This is a genomic window from Paenibacillus phyllosphaerae (assembly GCF_014192105.1).
Lineage (GTDB): Bacteria > Bacillota > Bacilli > Paenibacillales > Paenibacillaceae > Paenibacillus_Z > Paenibacillus_Z phyllosphaerae.
Genome location: NZ_JACHXK010000001.1, coordinates 833,732 through 851,271 on the forward strand (window position 1 = coordinate 833,732; position 17,540 = coordinate 851,271).

A 17,540-nucleotide genomic window follows, 5' to 3' on the forward strand; every position below is an offset into this window, starting at 1 on the left:
ACCGCCATCCTTTTATTCATTCCTTCATTCGAATCCCGCCGTCACTTTAAGTGGCAGCGGGATTCGCGCTTTTGGCAAGGAGATCGGTGTCGACAAACCGTTCCCACCGCTCTTATAATATTAGTAATTACTGGAATACATCATGAGGAGCGTGAAGATGTCATGCATGAAGACGCCTTTGACGAGAAAAGCATGGATCATATCTATGCCATACCGGTCGGTTTCTGGGCCAGGCTCGGCGGGTTGCTGATTGACGGTCTGATCTTCTCTATCCCGCTTGGCTTCGTCGGCCTGCTTATTTTCGGCGAATGGAACGGCAACAAGGTCTGGTCCTATTCCGTCGATGCGCTTAGTTACTTGTACATGATCTTCCTGCCGCTGCTCTGGGGCGGCCGTACCCTCGGCAAGAAAGCGATCGGCGCTCGGATCATCCGCGTGAACGGCGAGCCGCTCGGGATCGGGACGATGCTGCTGCGAACGATCGTCTCGAATATCCTATACGCCATCACCTTCGGTATTGGGGCTTTGATCTCCGCGATCATGGTCGGCGTCCGCGACGATAAGCGCAGCATCCATGATTTCATTGCCGGTACGCAGGTCGTGGCCGACTCTGACCGGTAACCGTCGACTTGACCTTTTCCCCCGAGCACCACTGGTAATCTGCTGCTTCTCGAATCGTTTGCGCTAGCTAATCTGCTGTTATCAAGCAAAGGAGATGCTAAAGAATGAATGATCCTCGTATGGGAAGTCGAATTGGCGAAGGCGGATGTTCAGAGGTCTATGCCTGGGAAGACGATAAGCGGATTATTAAGGTGGCTAAGCCGAACACGAGCTATGAAGCGCTCCGCTTCGAATATACGAACACCAAAGCTGCCTGGGATCACGGCCTCCCCGCGCCCAAACCTTACGAGATGACCACCATCGAGGGCCGTCACGGGCTTGTGATGGAGCGGATTGACGGTGAGACGATCATGGGACGCTTCACGCGGCAATTGATCGAGTGCGCTGACGCAGGATCACATCTTGAAGATCGCTTTGCCCTCGTCGCAACGGCTCCCGTGCTCCACAACATCCATCGCGAAGCAAGCGACATCCAGCTGCCAGCTCAGCGTCCCATCATCAGAGACGCCATTCTCCGCGCGCCCTACCTAACGATTAACGAGAAATCCAAACTGATGGCCATGCTCGATTCGCTGCCTGCCAAACGCCGGATCTGCCATGGCGATCCGAATCCGAACAATATCATTATGGCCGACGATGGCCGGGTAACGATGATCGATTGGATGAATGCGACGATCGGCAACCCGGAGGCGGACTTAGCCGAGTTCATATTAATGGTCCGCTATGCGGTCCTGCCCAAGTCCTTCCCGCGTGCCGCCGCCGCATACTTCGATCACATTCGAGAGAACCTTATTGATCTGTTCATGGATACGTATGCGCGATTGTCCGGCATTAATTACGCCGACGTGGAGCCGTGGCTCGTCCCGCTCGCAGCTCGGAAGCTGATCGCGGACGGCATCTCGGAAGACGAGAAGAAGCTGCTCGTACGGGAGATCAGACGAAACTTGAAGGATATCGCCTCATAACGCCTCATAAGGAGTTGTTTCACGTGGAAAAAGAGAGGCTCCAGCTCATATCCAGCGTCCTCTTCTTCACTGCCGCCGTCCTTATCCTCGTCAGCGGCTTGTTCGGCGGCCAACTGTTCGCCAGCATCGGACTGTTCGCGATCTTCACCAGCCTCGGGGCGGTCAATCTCGCCCTGTACAACCAAGCGAAGAACAAGTCTTGACTTATATATGAATGCAGCAAAGCCCGCAAGCATGATGCTTGCGGGCTTTGGTATAGGAACGGGCAAGTTCGCGGTTAGTCCGCGACCGGGAACCAGCCAGGCGTATTCACGATCGCCTGCCAGAGCGGAGTCGGCACGTTCAGGCGCTCCTGGTCATTACGCGTGAGCGTTGTCGCAATGTCCGATTCTTGGCCATCGCGCACTTTCTGCACCCAATGCGGCTCAATGATGAGTTCACGGCCGAGCGCCAGCAGCTCAATGCCGGATTCGAAAGCTTTGGCTGCTTCATCCGGCGTATGGATCGATCCGACGCCGATGACCGGCACGCGGCCAGCGACACGATCGACGATCCATTCGATGCGCGACTTGCTCTCGTCCGCTCCGCGTCTTGGCGCCGACCAGAATTCCATCAGCGAAACATGGAGGTAATCCAGCTCTTCTAGGGCGAGCGTATCGAGGAGGCGGAACGTCTCTTCCATCGTAATCCCCGGCGTCTCTGCCTCTTCCGGCGAGAACCGGTAACCGACCGCGAAAGGCGCCTTCGCATGCTCGGCGACCACCCGCTTCACCTCGCGCACCACAGCCAGCGGGAACGCCAGGCGTTTCTCCAGATCGCCGCCCCAACGGTCCTCTCGGCGGTTGGCATGCGGAGAGAAGAACTGCTGAATCAGATAGCCGTTCGCCCCGTGGATCTCGACGCCATCGTAGCCCGCTTCAATCGCGCGCCGCGTCGTCTCGCCGAAGTCGCGGATGATCGATTCGATCTCGGCCTCGCTCAGCTCGCGAGGCGTAACGCTTGGATTCTGCTCCGAGCTGACCGCGCTTGCGCTCACCACGTCTCCATTCGGCACAAGCGCCGCCGGTGCTTGACGGCCTGCATGGAAGATCTGCAGGATCGCCTTAGCCCCCTTCGACTTAATGCCGTCCGCAAGCCGCTTCAAGCTCGGGACGAATTCATCCTGATGACCGGCGAATTCGCCGTGGAAGCCTTTGCCATTGGCCGTAACGAAGGTACACGCCGTAATGACAAGGCCTACGCCGGCGGAACGATGCTCGTAGTAGCTAAGCTCGGCGTCGCTTACATGGCCTGCTTCATCCGAGGAGAAGTTGGTCATCGGCGCCATCACGAGGCGATTGTTCAACTCTACGCCGCTCTTCAGTTTGAAGCTGTCGAATAGAGGTTGGTACTGTGGTTTCATGCTTGGTTCGCTCCTTCAATCAGTCGGTTGACTGTTCTCTTATTATTTCAATCCTTGCGAGCCTAAACGATTATAGCTGGCTGTATCCGGAATGGATTGGCTCGTAGGATGTCCTTCCTGGCGGGGACCCTGATTTAATCTGGCCGAAAGCTCCAGAAACCATGCCTCATCCCGTACCGTCAGCGCCAGATCGATCAGATCCTTCAGTTGGCCCATGCTCTCGCCCGCCGCAGGGATCTCACGCAGCCGCGCTTCGCGCATCGGTATGACCCGGCCTACGGCGTCTTCATTATCGGATTTGACGACGTGCACCTTAGCCACCGCCCCGCCTTCATAACTGGCGACGACAAAGCCTTGGATCAATTCGCCGCTCTCCGTGTTGCCTTGCACCCAATCGCTGACTTGGAATTTCATCTTCGAACACCACCTGTCTATTCATTTTAACTGTAACAAGTTCCATTACACTTAGAGTAATAAATGAGACGATCCGCCTGCCTTCACCTGCTGCGTCGTCACATTAACTATATATTTAATAGTTACACTCATAATAAAAGTTTGAAACAACTTTGTCAAGTGGCAAGGTAATGAGGTTGGCAACGACTTGCGCGGCAGGTGCGGATGGTTAAGGATGAATGCAATGGAAGCCGACGCGCGCTGCATCGGCCCCTCTACTAGCTTTATATCCAGCTGCCGTACTGCTCAAACAGTTGCAGCGTAATGGCTAACGTCTCCGCCTGCTGCACGAGCAGCTGCTCCCTTGCCCAAGGTCCCCCGTCACCGGATAAATCTTGCGCGATCAGCTTGAGCATCCATAGCGAGAATATGATGGCGAATTGCCCGTATGCCTGCAGGAACGCCTCCCGGTCTAGCTTTGCGCCCAAGCGCTGTGCTTCTTCCCAGTAAGTCTGAAGCAGCTCCTCCCGCCAAGCAAGCGCCGTTCGCCTCGGATATAACGGATGCGAGAGGTCAATAACGTGGAACAAGTCCCAGTAACGGCAGCTCAGATGCGCATGCTCCCAGTCGAGAATATATAACTGGCCGCCGATCAGCGAATAATTGCCCACATGCAGATCGCCATGCGAAATCACTTGATCCGTATCGATTGTCCGGCTGCCGATCTCGGCCAATAGCCGCCGCAAGTCCACGCCGCTGTCCTGTCCGCCCAGCAAATCGGCTAGTCTTGCCTCATCCCGCCTCAGCTCGGCAACCATATCGGCATACGAAGGCTTGACGCCTTCTCCGGCAATCCCCGACATAATAGCAGGCGGCAGCTCATGCCAGCGAGCCATCTCGGTCATGACCTGGCTGGCTGCCTCAAGGTCGTAGGGATGCTCCAGCTCGCCAAGATCCTCGAACAATAGCCATCCGCTGCTTTCCTCCTCCCACTGCGAGAGCAGCTTCGGATAGCGGGCCGAGATCGCGGGCAGCACTTGTTCATAGACCATCGCTTCCCGTGATGGATGGCTGCTTGGCTTTACTATAAAGCTTCCGCCCGTCTCGTCCATCACCCGCTCTACCTTCCGTTCACCAAGTCCGGCATAGATGATCGTTGCCTGCTGAAAATCTAGCTTGCGCGTCATTGTTATCGCCTCTTCCCCGTTCCTATCGATTTATCCGACCGGCCTGCCTCTATTCTAACATGACTCGATTCTGCTTGAACTTTAGCTTTCCATTGCCGTATAATAGCTACAACTTTATTGCGTATTGTATAACCTCAATAATATGGTTTGAGGGTCTCTACCAGGAGCCGTAAAATCCTGATTACAAAAATGTGTATCGTACCTACATGTTTTTGTGATCGGGATTTTTTTGTTTTTTATCGAGAAGAGGAGTGTGGATGATGGGGAACAACCGGGCAGCATTGCAAACTCGCATCCGAGTGGCGGCCAAGCAGGAACCAGCGGATCTGGTCATTCGGGGTGGCCGGATCGTGAATGTATTTACGGGTGAGCTGATGGAAGGCGACATCGCCATCGTAGAAGGCATGATCGCCGGGATCGGCGCCTACGAGGGCAAAGAAATCGTCGATGCGCAAGGGAGGTATATCGTACCCGGCTTCATCGACGGCCACGTTCATATTGAGAGCTCGCTGCTCACGCCGCAGCAATTCGCCCGGGTATCGCTCCTGCACGGGGTCACGACGGTCGTGACCGATCCGCACGAAATCGCCAATGTCGCAGGGGCGGCCGGCATTCAATATATGCTCGATGCGGCGGAAGGGCTGCCGCTCGATTGTTACGTCATGCTGCCCTCCTGCGTCCCGGCAACCCCGTTCGAGAGCAACGGCGCGCAGCTGGGCGCCGAAGAACTGGCTCCCTTCTATGGCCACCCGAAAGTGCTTGGGTTAGCGGAGGTGATGGATTATCCATCGGTGGCGAGTACGGATGCGCGCATGCTGCACAAAATCGCGATGGCGCAAGAGGCCGGCGCCGTCATCGACGGACACGCCGCGGGGATCAGCCGCGAGGGGTTGAACGTGTACATGGCCGCGGATATCCGAAGCGATCATGAGAGCGTCAGCTTGCAAGAGGCGCGGGATCGGCTCGACCTCGGGATGTACCTGATGATCCGCGAAGGGACGGTCGCCAAGGACCTGGAAGCGCTGCTGCCGGCCGTCACCCCGCGCAACGCGAGACGCTGCCTGTTCGTCACCGACGATAAGCTGATCGACGATCTGCTCAGCGAGGGCAGCATCGACCATATCGTGCGGCTCGCGGTCGGCCGGGGACTCGATCCGGTCACCGCGATTCAGATGGCGACGCTCAATACGGCCGAATGTTTCCGCCTGCGTCATCATGGCGCCATCGCGGCAGGGTATCAGGCCGACCTGCTGCTGCTCGACGATCTGGAACAGGTCACGATTCACCAAGTGTATAAGCGCGGCCGCTGCGTCGTGGATGCAGGCCGATTGGTGGAGGAGGCCTTCCCTTCGACTGCACCGGAGAGCGGCAGCTGCAATGCAAGCGGCAAGCTGCCCGGACTGAATGCTAAGAAGGTCGAAGCGGCTCACCTGGCGATCCCGCTCCAAGGCGACCGCTGCCACGTCATCGCAATCATTCCGAACTCGCTGGTGACCCGGCACCGGATCGAACAGGTCGACGTGAAGGACGGCTGCTTCTTCCCTTCCGTGAACAGCGACTTGCTGAAACTAGCCGTCATCGAGCGGCATAACGCGACGGGGAACGTTGGCGTAGGCGTCGTCCAAGGCTTCGGATTGAAGCGCGGGGCAATCGCGACCACCGTGGCGCATGATTCCCACAACATCGTGGTGGTCGGGACATCCGACGACGACATGTTGGCGGCGATCGATGAAGTGACGCGCACCGGAGGCGGAGCCGCGGTCGTAGCCGGTCGCGAGGTGCTCGCTTCCTTGCCGCTGCCGATTGCCGGATTACTGTCCGATCGGCCCTATCTCGAGGTGTATGAGGGGTTGAAACAGCTCGGGCTGGCGATGGCGCAGATCGGAGCCTCGGAAGCTTTTAACCCGCTGCTGACCTTGTCGTTCCTGACGCTGCCGGTCATCCCGCACTTGAAGCTGACGGACAAAGGCTTGTTCGATTTCAACTCGTTCTCTCATATTCCGGTGGAAGCGTAGGAGCAGAAGCGCTGACTAGGGACAAAATAGGTCCATACGCAAACGGCAGCCATCGGGCTGCCGTTTGCGTTATTTGAAGCCGATTCCGCTAAGGTCGGAGCTTGATCGGAATGTCTGCCTGCTCAGGTTCCACGAGTTGCGGAATCGACCGGAAATCGATTTCGTACGTACCATCGTTAGACTCCTCCGCGTACTCCTCGCCATAGATCTCTTCCGAGTCATCGCTGAATTCGAGCCCCGGGTCGGCCTGCACAGGAAAATACTCCGTTTCGATGCCGGCATCCTCGCGAAAATGCGCCAGGACGTCTTTCATCATATACATCGCGCCTGGCAACGCGTCCGAAAAGTAAAGCACGAGCAGGAATAACGCCGCCAACCCTCTGATCGCATGCAGCCTCGAACCGTGTTGGGGCTTCTCCTCAACTTCCTCCTCGGTCTCCTGTTCGGAGATGAATGTAACGATATCCTTCGCTTGTTCATAGCAATCGACCGGAACATAGAGCCGTATAGCAGACGGAGCCGCCCCCATGTAGAGACGCAAATAGTTGCCAGTTCCCGGCTCGACCCGATAGAACGGAATATTCGCCGACTCGAGCAATGGCTCGATAAACATGGCTTCAAGTTCACTGCAATCCTTGAGAGCAACGAATGAAGCCCGATCAAATTTATTCACGCTTTAACCTCCGTTACAGCATCATCACGGGAATGATTATAGCGCACAGCAGACCACCTATAAATAGAGGTTTCTGGGAATTAATAGAATTTTAAACTTGAGGCGAGGAAGACTGCCCCGTCACCGCTGCCTTCAGCTCGGTCTCCACCTCGGCCGCGTAGCGCTTCTTCTGTTCGCTCGTATACTTCAGCTGCTCCGCCATCGCGCGTATGACGGCGTCCTTGATCTCGCGCACCTGGGCAATATCGAAGTAAAGCGCGCCTGTCCGGCGGATGAGAAAATCGACCGGCTTGTGCGCCATCTCCTGCTCCATGCTGTACTGCAGCTGGGCCATGACGTACGGCTCCAAGCCGTATCGTCTTGCCTCCTCCTGCAGCGCAGGCATACGGAACATGATCGAGGGCGCGTTCGAGCCGTAACGGCGGGCCAACTGGGCCGCTTCCGACTCCGTCAGGCCGAGCTCGACGCCTGGCTTCACCTGGCTGCGGACGAAAGCTTCGAATCCCGCAGCGCCACCGACATCGCCGCCGGAGATCGGGATCGTCTTCGTCTGGCAGCGGCGGAACGGGCCGTGGCCCTCCTTCTCCAGCGACTGCACGAGCAGATCCGTCACCGACTCCGCCATCTTGCGGTAACCGGTCAGCTTGCCTCCCGCAATCGTCATGAGCCCCGATGGCGACTGGAAGATCTCATCCCGCCGCGACACCTCGGAAGGCGATTTGCCCTCTTCATAGATGAGCGGCCGGAGCCCGGCCCAGCTCGACTCGACGTCGGCAGCCGTCAGCTTCAAGGTCGGAAACATGGCTCCCGCCGCTCGGACCAGATAGCGCAGGTCGGCAGCATCCATGCGCGGCGTTGCCGGATCGCCCTCGTAATCGGTATCCGTCGTGCCGACATACGTTTTGCCGTCTCGCGGAATCGCGAACACCATGCGGCCGTCCGGCGTATCGAAGTATACCGCTTGGCGCAGGGGGAACCGTCTGCCGTCGAAGACGAGATGGACGCCTTTGGTGAGGCGCAGCGTCTTCCCCTGCTTCGAGCCGTCGAGCTCGCGCAGCCCATCGACCCATGGACCAGTAGCGTTAATCACGCGGCGGGCACGCAGCGTGAGCGTACGTCCATCAAGCACGTCTGCCGCTTCCACCCCAGTCAGCTTGCCGTCCTCCTGAAGCAGCCGCACCGCTCGCGTGTAATTGATCAGATCTGCGCCGAGCGACGCCGCCTTCTTCAGCACCTCGATCGTCAGACGCGCATCGTCCGTCCGGTATTCGACGTAATAGCCGCCGCCTTTGAGCTCCTTGCGGCGCAACAGCGGCTCCTTGCCGACGACGGCATCTTTGCTCAGCATTCGCCTGCGCTCCGAACGTTTCACGCCGGCCAGGTAATCGTACAGGCGCAAGCCGAATGAGGCGGTAACCGGTCCGAACGTGCCGCCCTTGTAGAAGGGGAGCAGCATCCATTCCGGCGTCGTCACATGCGGCCCGTTCTCGTAGACGATCGCCCGCTCCTTGCCGACCTCCGCAACCATGCGGACCTCGAATTGCTTCAGATATCTTAAGCCCCCGTGAACCAGCTTCGTCGAACGGCTCGAGGTGCCCGCCGCAAAATCCTGCATCTCGATGAGCGCCGTCCTCAGCCCCCGCGATACGGCATCCAGCGCAATTCCCGCACCCGTAATCCCTCCGCCGATAATGAGCACGTCATATTCGCTTGCCTCCATCTGCTGCAATTGCGTTGTCCGATGGAATGCATTCAAGTCCGCCATTCGACTCTCTCCCTCCCTGGCTCCGAAGCGTCTTCCTATGCCAAAAAACCTCGAACACTCCTTGGCGCACGAACGCACCAAAAGAGCCCCAAGGTTTCTTCTCGTCTTACCGCTATGAACTTAGTATTGCCAGTCAATGCTGCGTTCCTATCGTGAACGCAAACCAATGACCCTAAGTCAATGCTGCGTTCCTATCGTGAACGCAAACCAATGACCCTAAGTCAATGCTGCGTTCCAATCTATGAACGCAAACCAATGACTCCTTTATCTTACCATTACCCTGCTTGTCATTCCCAGTAAAGTTCTTGCGAATTTTTTATTTGAACGCCATCGCCGCGCGAACCGCCTTCTGCCAGCCGGTATAGAGAGCATCCCGCTCCTGCTCCGGCATGGATGGCGCATACAGCTGCTCCGCCTTCCAAATGGCCGCGATCTCCTGCCGGTCGGACCAATAGCCGACCGCAAGGCCCGCGAGATAAGCCGCGCCGATCGCCGTCGTCTCGAGCACGGCAGGCCGCTGAACTTCGGCGCCAAGAATGTCGCTCTGGAACTGCATCAGAATCTCGTTGCGCACAGCGCCGCCGTCGACGCGCAGCGACTTCAGCGCAAGGCCCGAATCCGTTTTCATCACATCGAGCACATCGCGGCTCTGGTAGGCCAGCGCCTCCAGCGTTGCCCTTACAAAATGCTCCTTCGTCGTCCCTCGCGTCAGGCCGAAGACCGCCCCGCGCACGTCGCTGTCCCAATACGGGGTGCCGAGCCCTACGAACGCCGGCACCACGTACACGCCTTCCGCCGACGTCACCCGGCTTGCATATTGCTCGCTGTCCGCGGCCGACTTCAGCATCCGCAGTCCATCGCGCAGCCATTGCAGTGCAGCTCCAGCCACGAATACGCTTCCTTCCAGCGCGTATTCGACTTTTCCGTCAATTCCCCAAGCAATGGTTGTTAACAGCCCGTGTTTGGAGGTAATAAGCTGTGTGCCGGTATTCATGAGCATGAAACAGCCGGTGCCGTACGTATTCTTCGCCATCCCGGTCTCGAAGCATGCCTGACCGAACAAGGCGGCCTGCTGGTCGCCGGCTATGCCTGCGATGGGCACTTCATGCCCGAAGAAATGATGATCCACGATCATGCCGTAGATCTCGGATGAGGAGCGAACTTCAGGCAGCATAACTGCCGGAATATCCAGGATCCGGAGCAACTCCTCGTCCCAGCGCAGCTCATGGATGTTATAGATCAGCGTCCGCGACGCATTGGAGTAGTCCGTTACATGAACGGCGCCGCCCGTCATTTTCCATACGAGCCAGGAATCGATCGTGCCGAACAGCAGGTCGCCCTTGTCGGCCTTCTCCCGCGCGCCTTCCACATGATCGAGCATCCACTTGATTTTCGTTCCCGAAAAATAAGGATCGATCAGCAGTCCCGTCTTTTGCCGGAATAGCTCCTCATGCCCTTGGGCACGCAGTTCTTCGCAGATTCCGCTCGTCTGGCGCGACTGCCATACGATTGCGTTATAGATCGGCTTGCCGGTATGGCGGTCCCAGACGACCGCCGTCTCGCGCTGGTTCGTGATGCCGATCGCCGCGATCTGCTCCGGCCCAATCCCGGCGTTCGACAGCGCTCCGGCCATGACGCTGAGCACCGAAACCCAGATTTCGTTCGCGTTATGCTCCACCCAGCCCGGTTGCGGATAATATTGCTGGATCTCCTGCTGCGCCGATCCGGCGATCTTACCGTTCTTATCGAATACGATCGCCCGCGAACTGGTCGTTCCCTGATCAATCGCCAACATATAGGTTGTAGATTCCATCTTGCGTGCCTCCTTCACGGGTACAATTCTGCCTGCCTCCATTATAGCGGAGGAAGCCGGCGAGAACAGTCGTTTTTTCCTATGCCGGAAGGTTCGCCCTTACTGCCAAAAGTGCCGTGCCTACTGTATACTGGCTTTAGCTCTAATGTTCATCGATAAAGTAAGTTAATGTAAAATCCCAAGGAGGACGCCATGAACCCTACGTTCGATGACTCCCTGTTATTCCGGCAAGCCTATCATCGCGCCCCCTTCGGTATCGGTGTCTATCATGCGAATAACCGCAGCTTCGGCCAGGCGAATGAAGCGTTGTGCCAGCTGCTGGGCTGCAAGGAAGAAGATCTGTGCAGATCGGCTGGATCTGCTTTCGATAGCGGCGAGCCGCTGCTTGCCTTCGAACTCCCGTCGCAAGAGGTTCCCTGTGCCGTTGACCCCTGCGAGATCGAACGCCACTTCATTCGTCAGGATGGTACGGAGATATGGGTATCGTTCCAGTTGACCCCGCTTGCCACGCCTGATGCAGGGGCGGATGCGTATCTCGTCGTAGCCACCGATATTACCGAGCAGCGCAAACTCCAAGAAGCGTTCCGCACAAGCCAGCAGAAGCACGGGGTCATCTCGGATTTGTCGCTCGATTGGATTAGCGTTCATACCGCCGATGAGGAGGCCACAATGGTGTATTCCTCGCCGAGTTGCCGGGATTTCTTCGGTTTCGAGCCGGAGGAAATGGTCGGACGGAGCGCCATCGCGCTCGTGCATCCCGATGATTTGGACCATGTGCGGCAGTTCCTCAGCGATATCAAACATTGTGACGGCAGCCGGGTTATCTTCCGCTTCCGGAACAAGTCCGGCGACTACGTGTGGCTCGAATCCAGCAGCCGTTATACCTATGATGAGCAAGGCGAGGTAAGCGAAATAATTGCGGTCTCGCGCGATATAACCAAGCGGATCCGCGCCGACAAGCTACTGCAGGAAAGCGAACAGCGTTATAAGTCATTGTTCGACCATAATCCGGCCGCCGTCTACTCGATGAGCCTGGACGGCAATTATTTGACAGCCAATCCGAATCTGGAGAAGCTGACCGGCTACAGTCTGGATGAATTGATCGGCATGTATTGGGGGCCGATCGTCGTACCTAAGGATCTGCCCAAGACGCTGCGCAATTTCGATCTGGCGAAGCAAGGCTATCCGCAGAGCTACGACTTGACGATTACCCATAAAGACGGCCATCTGGTCGAGATCAACTCCACCAATGTCCCGATCATCGTAGACAATGAGGTCGTTGGCGTATTCGGCATATCGAACGACATTACGGAACGCAAACGGTATATGGAACAGGTCGAGAAGCTGAGCCGAGAGTATACCCTCATCCTCAACGCCGTTTCCGAAGGCATCATCGGACTGGATACCGACGGCAACACCATGTTCATGAATCCAAGCGCTGCCGAGCTGATCGGCTTCGATCCGGCGGAGCTCATCGGTCAGCCCTATCTTCTGTCGATGTCTTGCGGATATTCCGGCAGCGCGACCTTGTCCGCCGTGCAGGAAGTGATTGCGCAGGCGATGAAAGCCGGCCGGACCTGTCGCGGCAAAGATGGCGTGCTATGGCGGAAGGATGGCTCGAGCTTCCTCGCCGAGTATGTCGTCTCCCCGATGATGGATAAGGACCAGCTCATGGGAGCTGTTCTGGTCTTCCGCGACATGACGAGCGAGCATGAGATTATACTCGCGAAGGAATCGGCGGAACGCGCCGATCAGGCCAAATCGGACTTCCTCGCCGTCATGAGCCATGAGATTCGCACGCCGATGAACGGCATTATCGGAATGGCGGACCTGCTCACCGACACGGAACTGACCGAAGAACAGCGCAACTACACGGACACGATCCTGGCCAGCAGCGAGGCATTGCTGCGTATCGTCAGCGAAGTGCTCGATTTCAGCAAGATTGAAGCCGGCATGATGGAGCTCGCTGAGGATGTCTTCCATCTGCCTGCCTTGCTCGACAGTATCATATCGTTGTTCCAGAGCCGTGCTGAGGGCAAACAGATTACGCTTAACTGGGAGATTGGCGACGCCGTACCGCCAACCGTAACCGGTGACGAAGGCAAGCTGCGGCAGGTGCTCACCAACCTCATCAGCAACGCGATCAAGTTTACCGAGCGCGGCCATGTCTGCCTCTCCTTGCAACTATTGATGGCCGGACCGGAAGCGGACCAACTGGTGCTCGGATTTAACGTACGGGATACAGGGATCGGGATTCCGCTCGAGAAGCAGCCGCTGCTCTTCCAGTCGTTCACCCAGCTGCACCCGATGATGAACCGCAAGTATGGCGGGACCGGGCTCGGGCTTGCCATATGCAAGAAACTTGCCGAGCTGATGGGCGGCACCATCCAAGTCCGCAGCGAAGCAGACGAAGGTTCCGCCTTCACCGTTACGCTGCCATTCCGCCTGCCGGCGGCAATGGGATTGGCTGACGCGGAACCGCATGGCGCGGTCTCCCTCGCCCCGGCAACCGCGGAAAGCCAGCTTGTGCGAATCTCTGCCTCCAACGCCGCTCAGTATGGCCCGCTTCGCCTGCTGGTGGTAAACGATCATCCGGTCAATCGACAGCTGCTGTCCGCGATGCTGACTAAGCTCGGCTACACGCCGGATACCGCGGACAATGGAGCTGCAGCCCTCCGGGCCGCCGGCGGCAAGCACTATGACATCGTCTTTATGGACCTGCAGATGCCGGTGAGGAATGGTTATGAGGCAGCCGAGGCGATGAATCAGCTCTACGGTCCTGGCAACGGCCCTGCCATCATTGCCGTCACCGCCTTTGTCCGGCCGGAAGACCGCGCCAGATGCATGGCGGCGGGCATGCAGGATTTTATCGAGAAGCCCATCCTGATCCAAGAGGTTGAACGCGTCTTGAAGCAGTGGTCTCCTGCTGCCCTGTAGACATCGGCCTACGGGACGAGAATCCAAGGTGAAACGGCTAACGCCGTCTTTGATGGCGTAGGCGCGTTTCATTCCGGAGAAATAGAAGATGACTTATATGCGTGCAACTTATAAATTCTTATATTTGGACATAGCCCCCATCCCGGGATGAGGGCCTTTCGCATTCGCCGGCGAACGCCAGGCTTGGTCTATTTTTTACGTGAATGATACATTTCGTTAACGGGGCGATAATGTTTTCCGGCTACAATAGGTTGCATGGGAAAGGAGGTATGAATCGATGTACTACGAAGAGGATCGCGTTCCATTCGATCAGCCGGACGATATTAAGCCAGTCGCCGCTGATGAGCAATCGGCCTAATTCAGGCCTATCACCGTCTATTCGAGGCATCCGGGCGCACGATGTCTCCATACATAAAACAGGGCAGGACAGCTGAATTCAAAGCCGTCTATGCCCTTATTCATGTTCATCGACGACTGACTAAGCACCCAGTCACTCTTCGGCGCTGCGAATGGATCGGTTCAGCAGCTCCATCAATAGCCGTCCTAGGCCAAGACCGACGAAGCAGCTGATCATCGGGAGCCAGACCGGCCCCCATTTGACCCCGAATAGATGACAGTTGGCATAAAAGACGCCTACGGTCGCGCAATAGGCGGCGGTTACGGGCGGCAAGAAACCGAATCGGTTCACATTCCCCGCGTCCCGGTAAGCGTCCCAGATGCCGAACATATAGAAACAAGGATAGAACAACAGCCACTGGAAATTGGTCGTGCTGACCGCTTCATCAATCCGGCCCAGGAAGCTAAGCATAATGATCTCATTCAAGTGCGCCTTCACATTGATGAGCACTTCCGAGGCGATTAAGACGATCCCCTTGATATATTTACCATTCAGCAGTTGGCCAAATCCCGGTAATGCGATGCTCCATAACGCTTTCTCAATTTGAATCGATTTGGCCATAGTTACACCTTGCTCTGCTAAGAATGAATGAGCGCGTCACGCTCAAGGGCACCCGGAATTTTCTCGAGCCACCCCTTCTTTATCATCAATTCCGCCCCATCGTCCGCGAAAGTTCCGACTTCGGCCATCAGCCGCAAATACGTAATCGCCAGATCTCTCCTCGGGCTTGCGGCGGCGGCCGTGCCGTAATTGCCGATCCCGGTCGCCGCGAGCGACAACGTATGGAAGAGGATCAGCCGATCGGAGAACGGCGAAGCGACGGAATCGAACACCTCCGCCTCCAGCGTCGTCGGCACCGGCAGGTCATCGTCCTTAATGGTGCTGCTGAATACCTCGATGTGCTTGGACGAGATATCCCTCGCCCGGATGGCGAAATCCTTCACGTCCTGGGCAACCGCTACTTGCGCAAAACCCATCATGATCGCCTTGCCGAGCGCGTTCGAAGCCACATTGAGGAAAAGATGCGTAATCTCGACGGCATTGAGCGGTCTTCGGTCGCCTAACAGCCCGTTAATCCAGCTCTCCTTATGCACCCATTCGGTCGATTGCGGCGGGGTCAGATGAGGCGGCTTGACCCAAATCCCCTTCTCCAGCATTAGGGTTGTCGCTTTCTCCGATAGCTCAGCGGCCGTCTTCAGATTGTGGTTGAAAAAGTCCCTGATATCCACACGTGACGCGCTGGTAAGCGCTAATGCATAAGCGACCATACCCGCCGTGCCCATCTGCTTCAAATAATGGAGCATCAACGTATCCGAGAACAGCTTGGGCGCAGCCTCGTTCACATCCTGATCGCTGAAGGCTTGGGGCGGAATGAGGCTCTCTCTCTGAAATAAATGATCCTTGAATCCCATATGCTCTTCGGTAAGCGAGCACGCGTATTTCAACACCGTCTTGACCTCGCGGTCTTCCACCGTTGCTAGGAAATACCGCAGGACACTATTGGCCATACTGTCGCCTAAATATCCTGTCCATAAGGGGGCAACCTCCGAGGCGATTAACGGAACACTTTTTTTAATTTTCAACGCGATCGCCCTTTGCAAGTAGAATCGTTATCCGGTTATTATAGCTTTCTCCACTGCGATCGAATTTATTAAAGATAATCGGGAAGTAGACGGAGTTTAGAGGATACGAAATATGGTCCGTAACGCGAATAACCGGGTCGGCAGCCCGACCCGGCAATAGCATGAGGAACAGCTGCTAGACTAGCGCCCGTTCCCTGATTCCTATTAATCGTTCTGCTCGCGCAAGAACAGCTCGGCAAGCGTCCGTACCATGACGCCGGTTCCGCCTTTCGGCTCCCAACCGCGCGCGCGCTCGAGCCATGCGGTACCTGCGATATCCAGATGCAGCCATGGACGCTCCTCGGCGAATGCGCCGATGAACAAGCCGGCAATGCTTGCCGCGCCATAGTTGGCTCCCTTGTTCTTCAGGTCCGCTGCATCCGAATCGAGCTGGCGTCTGAACTCCGGATAGTTCGGCAACGGCCATACCCGCTCCCCGGCTTGCTTCGATGCGAGGATCACCTTCTGAAGCAGCTGATCGTCATTGCCGATAGCCCCGGTCGCCAGATCGCCCAGCGATACCAATACCGCGCCGGTCAGCGTCGCCACGTCGATCAGCTTCGTCGCTCCGCGGCGGATCGCCGTCGTCAGGCCGTCAGCCAGCACGAGACGCCCTTCGGCATCCGTGTTCACCACTTCCACCGTCGTGCCGTTCATCATCGTCAAGACATCGCCCGGCTTGAACGCCCGGTCGGACGGCATATTCTCCGCGGAAGGGATAACCGCGACAACGTTGATCGCCGGCTTCAGTTCCGCGAGAATGCGCATCGTGCCGATAACGGCGGCCGCGCCGCCCATATCGGAGATCATCTCTTCCATGCCAGGCGCCCGCTTGAGCGAGATGCCGCCCGTATCGAACGTAATCCCTTTGCCGATTAAGCCCCACGTTTCCTTCTCGTCCTCATTGCCGCGATAGTGGATGACGATCATGCGCGGCGGATGCGCGCTGCCTTGGCCTACGCCAAGCAAGCCGCCCATTCCCTGTTCCTTCGCCGTGAACTCATCCAGCACTTCGACTTCGATGTCATCATAAACGGCGAACGTGTCCTCAATGTCCATCGCCAGCTGCTCGGGATACAGCTTGTTGCCCGGCTGATTCGTCAGATCGCGCGCGTAATTGACGGCATTGGCGAATACGCTGCCGCGGCGAATCCCCGTGGCCCATCCGGCAGCAGCTTGCTCCGAAGCAGCGGCACCCGGGATGAACGCAACCGCCTGCACCGTTTGCTTGGCCTTCTCCTTCTTCAGCGCATTACGCTTGTACAACGACAGCGCATACCCTTCCGTCATCGCCTGCGCCGCTTGCTCCGGCGTGTAGGTCGACGATCCGAGCGTTGCCGCATCCGGCAGAAGCTGTTGGATGGCAACGGCCTTCAGTTTGCTCGCTGCTTTCGCCGCGGCAGCCGACGCATCGCGCAGACTATCCACCGTATCCGCTTTATGCGATACGCCTACGTACACGGCATGGCTGGCCGGCACCAATCCAAGCGTGGGCAGTACGAGCGTCTCGTTCGGCTCTCCTTTGAACAGCCCTCTGGCTGCATGCTGGCGGACGGCCTCATCCAATTGCGGATGGATCCACTCCGCGCCTTCTGCCTTCAGATCATCCCGGTCGACGAATCGAATGATGACGTCATAATCTGCTGCGTTCCGATCTCCGATGCCATATGTATATTGAACTTGGCTCATGAATGAATACCCTCGCTTTCCTGGCGTGCAAATGCAAAAAATCGGGTAGTCCCGACATACC

General features: G+C 57.2%; 14 protein-coding genes and 1 riboswitch. Of the genes, 5 read left to right on the forward strand and 9 right to left on the reverse strand.

The genetic code is table 11. From position 1 onward, the window contains the following. Positions 1 to 162 precede the first annotated feature (162 nt). The 3 genes from FHS18_RS03405 to FHS18_RS03415 all read left to right on the forward strand — a co-directional run bounded on the left by FHS18_RS03405 (position 163) and on the right by FHS18_RS03415 (position 1,789). Positions 163 to 621 carry an RDD family protein gene (locus FHS18_RS03405; protein ID WP_246427410.1) on the forward strand — a complete coding sequence of 153 codons (459 nt, stop codon included), beginning with the start codon at positions 163 to 165 and terminating at the stop codon, positions 619 to 621. A gap of 104 nt (positions 622 to 725) precedes the next feature. After that, a complete protein-coding gene (locus FHS18_RS03410) occupies positions 726 to 1,586 on the forward strand; it encodes a phosphotransferase family protein (protein WP_183596962.1) in 861 nt (286 codons plus the stop codon). Between the two features lie 23 nt (positions 1,587 to 1,609). Further along, a complete protein-coding gene (locus tag FHS18_RS03415; protein ID WP_183596964.1) occupies positions 1,610 to 1,789 on the forward strand; it encodes a hypothetical protein in 180 nt (59 codons plus the stop codon). A 74-nt stretch (positions 1,790 to 1,863) separates the two neighbouring features. Here the strand turns inward: FHS18_RS03415 and FHS18_RS03420 are convergent, their stop codons facing one another. From FHS18_RS03420 to FHS18_RS03430, 3 genes are all read right to left on the reverse strand, one after another. After that, complete coding sequence (locus tag FHS18_RS03420) at positions 1,864 to 2,988, reverse strand: NADH-dependent flavin oxidoreductase (RefSeq protein WP_183596966.1); 1,125 nt, start codon at positions 2,986 to 2,988, stop codon at positions 1,864 to 1,866. A gap of 42 nt (positions 2,989 to 3,030) precedes the next feature. After that, positions 3,031 to 3,402, reverse strand: a complete 372-nt coding sequence (locus FHS18_RS03425; protein WP_183596968.1) for an IDEAL domain-containing protein — start codon at positions 3,400 to 3,402, stop codon at positions 3,031 to 3,033. Between the two features lie 263 nt (positions 3,403 to 3,665). Then, positions 3,666 to 4,568, reverse strand: a complete 903-nt coding sequence (locus FHS18_RS03430) for a phosphotransferase (RefSeq protein WP_183596970.1) — start codon at positions 4,566 to 4,568, stop codon at positions 3,666 to 3,668. A 104-nt stretch (positions 4,569 to 4,672) separates the two neighbouring features. Continuing rightward, positions 4,673 to 4,772: riboswitch (purine riboswitch) on the forward strand. A 56-nt stretch (positions 4,773 to 4,828) separates the two neighbouring features. Here FHS18_RS03430 and ade point away from each other — a divergent pair. After that, positions 4,829 to 6,583, forward strand: coding sequence for an adenine deaminase (gene ade / locus FHS18_RS03435; protein ID WP_183597360.1), 1,755 nt, complete (start codon positions 4,829 to 4,831; stop codon positions 6,581 to 6,583). An 88-nt stretch (positions 6,584 to 6,671) separates the two neighbouring features. Here the strand turns inward: ade and FHS18_RS03440 are convergent, their stop codons facing one another. The 3 genes from FHS18_RS03440 to glpK all read right to left on the reverse strand — a co-directional run bounded on the left by FHS18_RS03440 (position 6,672) and on the right by glpK (position 10,834). Then, the gene (locus FHS18_RS03440) at positions 6,672 to 7,256 is read right to left on the reverse strand and encodes a putative signal transducing protein (protein ID WP_183596972.1); all 585 of its coding nucleotides are present in this window, start codon (positions 7,254 to 7,256) and stop codon (positions 6,672 to 6,674) included. A gap of 91 nt (positions 7,257 to 7,347) precedes the next feature. After that, positions 7,348 to 9,021 carry a glycerol-3-phosphate dehydrogenase/oxidase gene (locus tag FHS18_RS03445; RefSeq protein WP_183596974.1) on the reverse strand — a complete coding sequence of 558 codons (1,674 nt, stop codon included), beginning with the start codon at positions 9,019 to 9,021 and terminating at the stop codon, positions 7,348 to 7,350. Positions 9,022 to 9,337: 316 nt separating this feature from the next. Continuing rightward, positions 9,338 to 10,834 carry a glycerol kinase GlpK gene (gene glpK / locus FHS18_RS03450; protein WP_183596976.1) on the reverse strand — a complete coding sequence of 499 codons (1,497 nt, stop codon included), beginning with the start codon at positions 10,832 to 10,834 and terminating at the stop codon, positions 9,338 to 9,340. 192 nt (positions 10,835 to 11,026) lie between these two features. Between glpK and FHS18_RS03455 the strand changes: the two genes are divergently transcribed. Continuing rightward, positions 11,027 to 13,771: a PAS domain-containing hybrid sensor histidine kinase/response regulator gene (locus FHS18_RS03455; protein ID WP_183596978.1), complete on the forward strand. Its 2,745-nt coding sequence runs from the start codon at positions 11,027 to 11,029 to the stop codon at positions 13,769 to 13,771. Between the two features lie 490 nt (positions 13,772 to 14,261). Here the strand turns inward: FHS18_RS03455 and FHS18_RS03460 are convergent, their stop codons facing one another. The 3 genes from FHS18_RS03460 to FHS18_RS03470 all read right to left on the reverse strand — a co-directional run bounded on the left by FHS18_RS03460 (position 14,262) and on the right by FHS18_RS03470 (position 17,479). Beyond that, positions 14,262 to 14,729 carry a hypothetical protein gene (locus FHS18_RS03460; protein WP_183596980.1) on the reverse strand — a complete coding sequence of 156 codons (468 nt, stop codon included), beginning with the start codon at positions 14,727 to 14,729 and terminating at the stop codon, positions 14,262 to 14,264. Between the two features lie 17 nt (positions 14,730 to 14,746). Beyond that, a complete protein-coding gene (locus tag FHS18_RS03465) occupies positions 14,747 to 15,769 on the reverse strand; it encodes a DUF3231 family protein (RefSeq protein WP_246427411.1) in 1,023 nt (340 codons plus the stop codon). Positions 15,770 to 15,955: 186 nt separating this feature from the next. Then, complete coding sequence (locus FHS18_RS03470) at positions 15,956 to 17,479, reverse strand: leucyl aminopeptidase (protein ID WP_183596982.1); 1,524 nt, start codon at positions 17,477 to 17,479, stop codon at positions 15,956 to 15,958. Positions 17,480 to 17,540: the final 61 nt, after the last annotated feature.